Here is an 8236-nt window from a genome sequence, read left to right as displayed (position 1 = left end):
GTGGCCTCGGGCAACGGCAAGGGCCAGATCTTCGTCAAGGGCGAGGTGATCAAGACGGTGCCGGAGCACCAGATCGTCGAGACCCTGATCGAGGAGGCCATGCGCATCGCCGAGGACATGGAGCCCGCCGACGACGCGGCCGGGGCGCCGGTCGTCACCGTCAGCTGATCTAGTGCGGCCGGCCGTCCCCGGTTCAGGGGGCGGCCGGTTTCGCTCTTCCGGACTTCTGCGCGCCGCGTCCGCGGTGAATCCGCGGCTATCCGTCGACCGGGCTACTCCGAATGGGTGAGTGCTGGTTCGGGGCGGTGTGGTGCACACCGGCCGGTGGGGCTCTTCACCCCGGGTTTCTGGCAGTCTTGGCAGGTGCTCAAGCTCGCCGGTGCACGGCTGTTGGAGGAACGCGACGCGGTGCTGGTCCGTTCCGTGCTGGATTCCGCCCCTGTCGCGGCCTGCATGGTGGCCGCGCGCGTCGAGGAGGCCGGCATCCACCCGTTGCGCCTCGGCGGCGAGCTCTGGGGATACGGCGGAAAGCTCACCGGGATGTGCTTCTCGGGCGCGAACCTCATCCCGCTGCGCGGCGGACCGGCCGCGATGCGCGCCTTCGCCGACCGCGCGCTGCGCCGGCGCCGCGTCTGCTCGTCGCTGGTCGGCCCGGCCGAGCAGGTGCTCGCGCTCTGGAACGAGGTCGCGGCGCAGTGGGGCCCGGCGCGCGAGGTGCGCGCCGATCAGCCGCTCATGGCGCTCTCCGAGCCGCCCCGGGTGGCCCCGGACCCGCTGGTGCGCCCGGTCCGGCCGGACGAGCTGGACCGCTACCTGCCCGCGGCGATCGCGATGTTCACCGAGGAAGTCGGGGTGGACCCGTCCAGCGACGGCGGCGCGGCGAGCTACCGGGCGCGGGTCGCCGACCTGATCGCCGGTGGCCGGGCGTTCGCCCGCTTCGAGGGCGGTGAAGTGGTGTTCAAGGCCGAGATCGGCGCGCTGTCCCGCACGGTCGGGCAGATCCAGGGTGTCTGGGTGCACCCGGACCGGCGCAGCACCGGGCTGGGCACGGCGGGAACGGCCGCGGTCGCGGACCGGCTGGTGCGCGGCCTGGGCCGCACGGCGAGCCTGTACGTCAACGGCTACAACACCGCGGCCCGGGTGGCGTACCAGAAGGTCGGTTTCCGCCAGGTCGGCTCCTTCGGCACGGTCCTCCTCTGAAGGTCCACTGTGGATGGTTATCTGCGGTTTCAATTGAAACCGCAGGCCACCCGCGGGTGCCGAACCCCCGGTTTCAACTGGAGCCGGGGTCTCCCGTGCGGCGTGCGTTGACCGAACGGGCAACGGGCCGAAAAAGGGTGTGGACGTTTCGGGGCATTTCGGCATACTCGCGGACATGGTTTCCTCGCGGATCTTGGCCGGCGCGGCGGCGCTCCTGCTGCTGCCGCTGGCCGCTTGCAGTACCGGACCGTCTGAAGAGGACGTCGCCGCCGCCTTCGTGAACGCGGTGGCGGCGGGTGACGCGGTCGGTGCGGCGAACCAGACGGACGCCCCCGACCAGGCCAAGCAGGCGCTCGAAGCGGCTCGGCGGAACCTGGCGCCGACGGCCGCGCACGCGATGGTCCGCGAGGTGACCGAGGACGCGCAGGGAACGCCGACGGCCCGGTTCGACATGTCCTGGGACTTCGGTGCGGGCAGGGTCTGGAACTACTCGAACGAGCTCAAGCTCGTCGAGCAGGAGCAGGGCTGGAAGGTCCGCTGGGCGCCCGCGGTGCTCCACCCGCAGCTGGCGGCCGGGCAGTCCCTCGCCTACCGCGAGCAGCGCCCGGACCCGGCGCCGGTGCTGGACCGCGACGGCAAGCAGCTCATGGGGCCGGAGCAGCTGATCACGGTGAGCCTGAGCGCGCAGGAGGCCGGGGACGTGCCCGGCGTCGCGGCCTCGTTGGCGAACGCGCTGAAGACCATCGAACCCGCGATCACCCAGCAGTCCATCCTGGACGGCGTGGCGAAGACGCCGCAGGGCCAGCCCTATGCGGTGGTCACGCTCCGACAGGGCGACTACGAGCAGGTCAAGTCCCGGATCTACGACCTGCCGGGCGTGCGCTTCCCGGCCCAGACGCGGCTGGTCACCACGGAGCGCGGGTACGGCACGCAGGTGCTCGCGGGCGTGGCGCGCGTCGTCGACCAGCAGGTCCAGGCGAACGCCGGTTGGCGCGTCGTGACGCTCGACGCGGCCGGTCAGGAGGCCGCGGAGCTGCACGGCGTCGCGGAGCGACCGGTCGCGCCGACCAACGTGACCCTCGGCGACCGCGCGCAGCGGGCCGCCGAGCAGGCGGTCGACCCGGTTCCGCAGGCCGCGATGCTGGTGGCCATGCAACCGTCGACCGGCGAAGTGCTCGCCGTGGCGCAGAACGCGCCCGCCGATGCGCAGGGCCCGGTCGCGCTGTCCGGCCAGTACCCGCCGGGTTCGACGTTCAAGACGGTGACCGCGACCGCAGCCCTGGGATCCGGGGAGGCCGGCATCGACACCCCGGTGGAATGCCCGGCGGAGAAGGTGTTCGACGGTCGGCCGCTGCCGAACGACAAGAAGTTCGACCTCGGCGTGGTGCCGCTGCGGACGGCCTTCGCACACTCCTGCAACACGTCGTTCGCGCAGCTCGCGGTCGACATGCCAGGGGAAGCCCTGACCGACGCGGCGCACCAGCTCGGCCTCGGCGTGGACTTCGAGATGGCCGGCGCGACCACCATCACCGGCAAGGTGCCGCCGGGCGGCAGCACGGTGCAGCGCGCGGAGAACGGCATCGGGCAGGGCACGGTGCTGGCCAGCCCGTTCGGCATGGCGTTGGTGACCTCGTCGATCGCCGAGGGGCGGATGCCGGTGCCGACGCTGGTCCGGGGCGCGCAGACCAAGGCGGACGCCACCCCGCAGCCGCCGGCGCCGCAGACCCTCGACCAGCTCCGCACGATGATGCGCGAGGTGGTCACCGGCGGGACGGCGACCGCGCTGAACGGCTCCGGAGACGTCCGGGGCAAGACCGGGACCGCGCAGTTCGGCGACGGCACCCACTCGCACGGCTGGTTCGTCGGCTACCGCGGCGACCTGGCCTTCGCGGTGCTGGTGACGGACGCGGGTTCGTCGGGACCGGCCGTCGAGGCGGCGAAGCGCTTCCTGGCGGGCGCCTGATCGCTTCACGTGATCGGGTGATCACCGACGGTCAGTGTGGTGCTACCTTGTAGCTCATGGAGCGGATCGGCGTCCGCGAGCTGCGGCAGCACGCCAGTCGATACCTGAAGCGGGTCGCCGCCGGGGAATCGATCCTGGTGACCGATCGGGGTCGCGCCGTCGCCGTGCTCAGTCCGCCCACGCGTGACCAGGCCCTGTACGACGAACTCGTCGCCGCCGGGGAGCTCGTGCCCGGCGAAGGCGGTGAGCTCCCCGAACCGTTGCCGGCAGCACCGACCCCGAACGTCTCCGACCGGCTGCTGCGCAGGCGTGAACAGGAGCGGTTTTGATCTACTTCGATTCCTCCGCGCTGATCAAGCTGATCGCCCCCGAGCCGGAGAGCAAGGCGCTGAGCCAGTGGGTCCGCGAGCGCTGGGAGCAGCCCCGCGTCACCAGCGCGTTGTCGAAGGTGGACGTGCTGCGCACGTTCCGCGAGGTCGGTCCGGCCGCCGAGGACCTGGCGTCGATCATCGTGTCCAAGATCGACCAGCTGCCGGTGAAGCAGGACGTGCTGGACGTGGCCACCGAGCTGCGCTGCAACGTCGGCCCGGTGGACGCCATCCACCTGGCCTCCGCCTACAAGATCAAGGACGGCCTGCACGCCTACGTCTCCTACGACCCGGGGCTGCTGGCGGCGGCCGCCGAGGCGGGCCTGACCACGGCCTCCCCGGGCGCGAGCTGACGCCGGTCCGCCGCGAGATCCATTGAGGTTTTTCCAACCTCGTTCTGCGTGGCGGTGCGGGTAGCGGAACCTCAGCGCTCGCCTGGACTGTGGGTGCCCAACCTTATGTATGTCCAATACACGGCGGTTGGGCCGTCCTCGCCAGGCGAACGCTGAGAACCCGCGGCGGTGCCAGTTGCGTAGGTGGGCTATGCGCCTGCGGCGCATGCGACTGCTCTCGGGATACGGTCCGTTGGCTGTCGCGGCTGCGGTCACCAGCCAAGATGAAAAAGGCCCATTGAAATCGAACCTTCGATTTCAATGGAAATTGCGGCCCGGCGGCGCGGGGACCGGGCGCGGAGCGCTCGTGACCGCCACCCGGAGTTCGGGCGGGCATCGCGGTTACAGTGGTGGGCATGCCGGTTCGAGCTCCGTTGAAGCCAGGCGTGCAGACGCCGCGTCGCCCTGTCCCTGCGCACATCGAGCGCCCCGAGTACGTCGACAAGCCGGCTCCCAAGCGCAACACCGACCCGTACGTGCAGCCGCCCGAGGTCATCGAGGCGATGCGGGTGGCGGGCAAGCTCGCCGCGCAGGCCCTGGTCGAGGCCGGCAAGGCGGTGCAGCCGGGCGCGACCACCGACCAGGTCGACGCGGTCGTGCACGAGTTCTTCTGCGACCACGGCGTCTATCCGTCGACGCTGGGCTACCGGGGCTTCCCGAAGTCCTCCTGCACTTCGCTGAACGAGGTGATCTGCCACGGGATCCCGGACTCGACGGTGATCGAGGACGGTGACATCGTCAACGTCGACGTCACCGGCTTCATCGGCGGCGTCCACGGCGACACCAACGCGACGTTCCTGGCCGGCGAGGTCTCGGAGGAGGTGCGCCTGCTGGTGGAGCGCACCCACGAGGCGCTGATGCGCGGCATCAAGGCGGCCAAGCCGGGGCGGCAGCTCAACGTGATCGGCCGGGTCATCGAGTCCTACGCCAAGCGGTTCGACTACGGCGTGGTCCGCGACTTCACCGGGCACGGCATCGGCCGCGCGTTCCACAGTGGACTGGTGATCCTGCACTACGACGAGCCGTCGGTGCAGACCGTCCTGGAGCCGGGCATGACCTTCACCATCGAGCCGATGATCACCCTCGGCACCCACGAGTACGACATGTGGAGCGATGGCTGGACGGTGACGACGAAGGACAAGAGCTGGACGGCCCAGTTCGAGCACACCATCCTGATCACCGAAGAAGGCAACGAAATCCTGACCCTGCCCTAGGCGATGGAGTTCCAGGCTTCTTTTGCGTGGCGGTGCGGGTAGCGGAACCTCAGAAGCCTTCTCGACTCCGGGGGCCCCGACTTGCGTATGACCAATACGCGGCGTCGGGGCTGTCCTCGCGAGAAGGCTTCTGAGAACCCGCGGCGGTGCGGGTTGCGAGGGTGGGCTAAGCGGCTGCGCCGCTTGCGGCGGCTATGGGTCGTGAGATTCGAGCGTCGCGGTGGCGGTTGTGCGTTCGCGGTGCGCACCTTCGGCTGCCCGCATCGGCTTTTGGATTGGTCGGCGATTTCGCGCGGAATCGCCGTTCCGCACGCGTGCCGAGTGGCGATTCCGTGCGAAATCGCCCGCTGCCCTGTCTGCAGGTGCCCGGCATCGACGCCGGTGTGTCTTGGGCGGTGCCTGTGTTCGTGCAGGTGGGTGGTCGTGAGCAGTATTGGTTGTCATAGCCGCTAAAAGCACTCACGAGCACTCATCTGGGCAGACGTTCAGGCTGCTGGTTTCGCACGGGTGTGCCGGTGTTCGGTGGCGCCTTTGGGCGAGCTCGGGTGATGGGGTAGGAACTTCGTGTGAATGCGGTGCTGATCGCCGGGACCACCTCCGATGCCGGGAAGAGCGTGGTCACCGCCGGGATCTGTCGTTGGCTGGCGCGCGGCGGCGCTCGGGTTGCGCCCTTCAAGGCGCAGAACATGTCCAACAACTCCGTGGTCACGCCCGATGGCGGCGAGATCGGGCGGGCTCAGGCCGTGCAGGCCGCCGCGTGCGGCGTCGACCCCTCGGTGCGGTTCAACCCAGTGCTGCTCAAGCCCGGCAGCGACCGCAGTTCGCAGGTCGTGGTGCTCGGGCGGGTCGCAGGCGAAGTGACCGCGATGTCCTACCGGGCCCGCAAGGCTGCCCTGCTGGACACCGTCGTGTCCACGCTGGAAGGGCTGCGCGCGGAGTACGACTACGTCGTGTGCGAGGGCGCCGGGTCGCCGGCAGAGATCAACCTGCGGGCCAACGACATCGCCAACATGGGGCTCGCGCAGGCCGCCGGGCTGCCGGTGCTGGTGGTCGGCGACATCGACCGCGGTGGCGTGTTCGCCCAGCTCTTCGGCACCCTCGCGCTGCTGGACGCGGCGGATCAGGCGTTGGTCGCCGGATTCCTGATCAACAAGTTCCGCGGCGACCCGGCGTTGCTGGAACCGGGCCTGGACCAGCTGCGCGCGTTGACCGGACGCCCGGTGCACGGCGTGCTCCCGTGGGCCGAGGAGCTGTGGCTCGACGCCGAGGACTCACTGTCCTATGTGGCCGATGGGGTGATCGGACGGCCGGCGCCGCCGAAGGGCGCGCAGTGGTTGCGGGTCGCGGTGCCGAGGCTGCCGCGGATCTCCAACGCCACCGACGTGGAGGCGCTGGCCGCGGAGCCCGGCGTCGCGGTCCGGTTCGTCACCGAGCCGTCGCGGCTGGCCGACGCGGACCTGGTCGTGCTGCCCGGCTCGAAGTCGACGGTCGCGGACCTGGACTGGCTACGGCGCAGCGGCTTGGCCGAGGCGATCCGCGCGCACGCCCGCGCCGGGCTGCCGGTCGCCGGCATCTGCGGCGGTTTCCAGATGCTGACGCGGCGCATCGTCGACGAGGTCGAGTCCGGTAGCGGCGCGGTCGACGGGCTGGGGCTGCTCGACCTGGAGATCGAGTTCGCGCCGCGCAAGACGCTGGCCCGGCCGCGCGGCCAGGCCTTCGGCGAGCCCGTCCAGGGCTACGAGATCCACCACGGCGTCGCGGTCCGCCGTGGAGACCTCGCGCCGCTGGTGAGCCTGCCCGACGGGCAGGTCGAGGGCGGTGTGGCCGAATCCGTGCTCGGCACCCACTGGCACGGGCTGTTCGAGAACGACGCCTTCCGCCGGTCCTTCCTGCGCTGGGCCGCCCGGCGAGCCGGACGGGACGGCTTCGAGCCGGCCGATGGCACGGTCTTCGCCGAGATCCGGGCCGGGCAGCTCGACCTGCTCGGCGACCTGGTGGAGAAGCACCTGGACACCGACGCCCTGCGCCGACTGCTCGACGACGGCGCACCGGCCGGCCTTCCGTTGCTGCACCAGGAACTCCGGTGAGCCGTTGCGCACCGCAACCCGTGTGACCCCGGTAACGTCGTAGCCATGGCCGAGTTTTCCGTTGATGAAGCCCGCGAGCGGCTGGTGGAGCTGCTCGATCGCGCCGAATCGGGGGAGGAGATCGTCATCACCCGGTTCGGCGCGCCGTCGGTGTGGCTGCAGCCCGCGCGAGGCGGATCGACCGGCGGTGGTTTCGCCGCCGGGGTGATCGCGGCGTCGTGGGTGGCCCCGGCCGCCGGTGACGCGTTCGACGTCGGAACCGACTACTGGCCGGACTCCTCTGCCTGACCAGGATCTGAACCCACCTGGCTGAGCAGTTCGTCGAGGAATCCGCCCGCCTCTTCGGCCGCCCGGCGCGGATCGCCGTCGCGCACCGCTTCCAGCAGCTCGGTGTGCGAGACGTGCTGCTCCGGCGGGATCTCGGGGTTGAAGGTGGTCGCCACGCTGGAGGCCACCGTCTCGCGGATCCCGTCGTAGAGCGAGATCAGCACCGGGTTGTGCGAGGCCGCGACCAGCAGCCGGTGGAACTCGGCGTCGGTGAGGATGACGTCCGCGCTGTCCAGGCGCTGCACCGCTTCGTTCCGGCTGTCCAGGCAGGCCGTCAGTTCGCGCAGGTCCTCGTCGGTGCGCGCCCCGGCGGCGAGCCGGGCGCCCTCCACCTCCAGCGCGCGCCGGACTTCCAGGACCTGGCGCAACTCCGGGCCGCACAGCTTGCGCACCGCCCCGGAGATCTCATTGGTGGCGCGCACGAACGTGCCGTCGCCCTGCCGCACTTCCAGCAGCCCGGCGTGCGAGAGCGCGCGCACCGCCTCGCGGACGGTGTTGCGGCCGACGCCGAGGGCGTTCACGAGCTCGGTCTCGGGCGGGATCTTCTCGCCCAGCGGCCATTCCCCGGACGCCACGAGCTCGCGCATCTGGGCGATGACCTGATCGACCAGCCCGGTCCGTTTGGCGGTGACCAAAGGCACTGACAGGTCCTTTCGTCCAAACATCCTACGTTTGACATAATAGG

8 protein-coding genes and 1 pseudogene are annotated in these 8236 nt (G+C 70.6%); 8 read left to right on the top strand and 1 reads right to left on the bottom strand.

The window, feature by feature from the left end:
• From E1288_RS49410 to E1288_RS41340, 8 genes and pseudogenes are all read left to right on the top strand, one after another.
• Positions 1-168 (top strand): annotated as a pseudogene (locus E1288_RS49410) (flavodoxin-dependent (E)-4-hydroxy-3-methylbut-2-enyl-diphosphate synthase); the annotation flags it as partial.
• Between the two features lie 195 nt (positions 169-363).
• Positions 364-1200, top strand: coding sequence for a GNAT family N-acetyltransferase (locus tag E1288_RS41370; RefSeq protein ID WP_132494129.1), 837 nt, complete (start codon positions 364-366; stop codon positions 1198-1200).
• 175 nt (positions 1201-1375) lie between these two features.
• Positions 1376-3163: a penicillin-binding transpeptidase domain-containing protein gene (locus tag E1288_RS41365; protein WP_165968542.1), complete on the top strand. Its 1788-nt coding sequence runs from the start codon at positions 1376-1378 to the stop codon at positions 3161-3163.
• A gap of 56 nt (positions 3164-3219) precedes the next feature.
• Positions 3220-3492 (top strand): type II toxin-antitoxin system Phd/YefM family antitoxin, encoded by a 273-nt coding sequence (locus tag E1288_RS41360; RefSeq protein ID WP_132494125.1) that lies wholly within the window; start codon positions 3220-3222, stop codon positions 3490-3492.
• Positions 3489-3884, top strand: a complete 396-nt coding sequence (locus E1288_RS41355; RefSeq protein WP_132494124.1) for a type II toxin-antitoxin system VapC family toxin — start codon at positions 3489-3491, stop codon at positions 3882-3884. Before E1288_RS41360 ends, E1288_RS41355 begins: the two co-directional genes overlap by 4 nt.
• Before the next feature lie 395 nt (positions 3885-4279).
• The gene (gene map, locus E1288_RS41350; RefSeq protein WP_132494123.1) at positions 4280-5137 is read left to right on the top strand and encodes a type I methionyl aminopeptidase; all 858 of its coding nucleotides are present in this window, start codon (positions 4280-4282) and stop codon (positions 5135-5137) included.
• A 566-nt stretch (positions 5138-5703) separates the two neighbouring features.
• Complete coding sequence (locus tag E1288_RS41345; RefSeq protein ID WP_132494122.1) at positions 5704-7224, top strand: cobyric acid synthase; 1521 nt, start codon at positions 5704-5706, stop codon at positions 7222-7224.
• Between the two features lie 45 nt (positions 7225-7269).
• Positions 7270-7512, top strand: coding sequence for a type II toxin-antitoxin system Phd/YefM family antitoxin (locus tag E1288_RS41340; protein WP_132494121.1), 243 nt, complete (start codon positions 7270-7272; stop codon positions 7510-7512).
• Here E1288_RS41340 and E1288_RS41335 read toward each other — a convergent pair.
• Positions 7488-8192 (bottom strand): FadR/GntR family transcriptional regulator, encoded by a 705-nt coding sequence (locus E1288_RS41335; protein WP_207954847.1) that lies wholly within the window; start codon positions 8190-8192, stop codon positions 7488-7490. The two genes, E1288_RS41340 and E1288_RS41335, sit on opposite strands and share 25 nt — an antisense overlap.
• Between the last annotated feature and the right edge of the window lie 44 nt (positions 8193-8236).

This window comes from Saccharopolyspora elongata (genome assembly GCF_004348985.1).
Taxonomy (GTDB): domain Bacteria; phylum Actinomycetota; class Actinomycetes; order Mycobacteriales; family Pseudonocardiaceae; genus Saccharopolyspora; species Saccharopolyspora elongata.
Note: the sequence above shows the minus strand (reverse complement) of the source record. Positions and strands in the feature narration are given on the sequence as shown.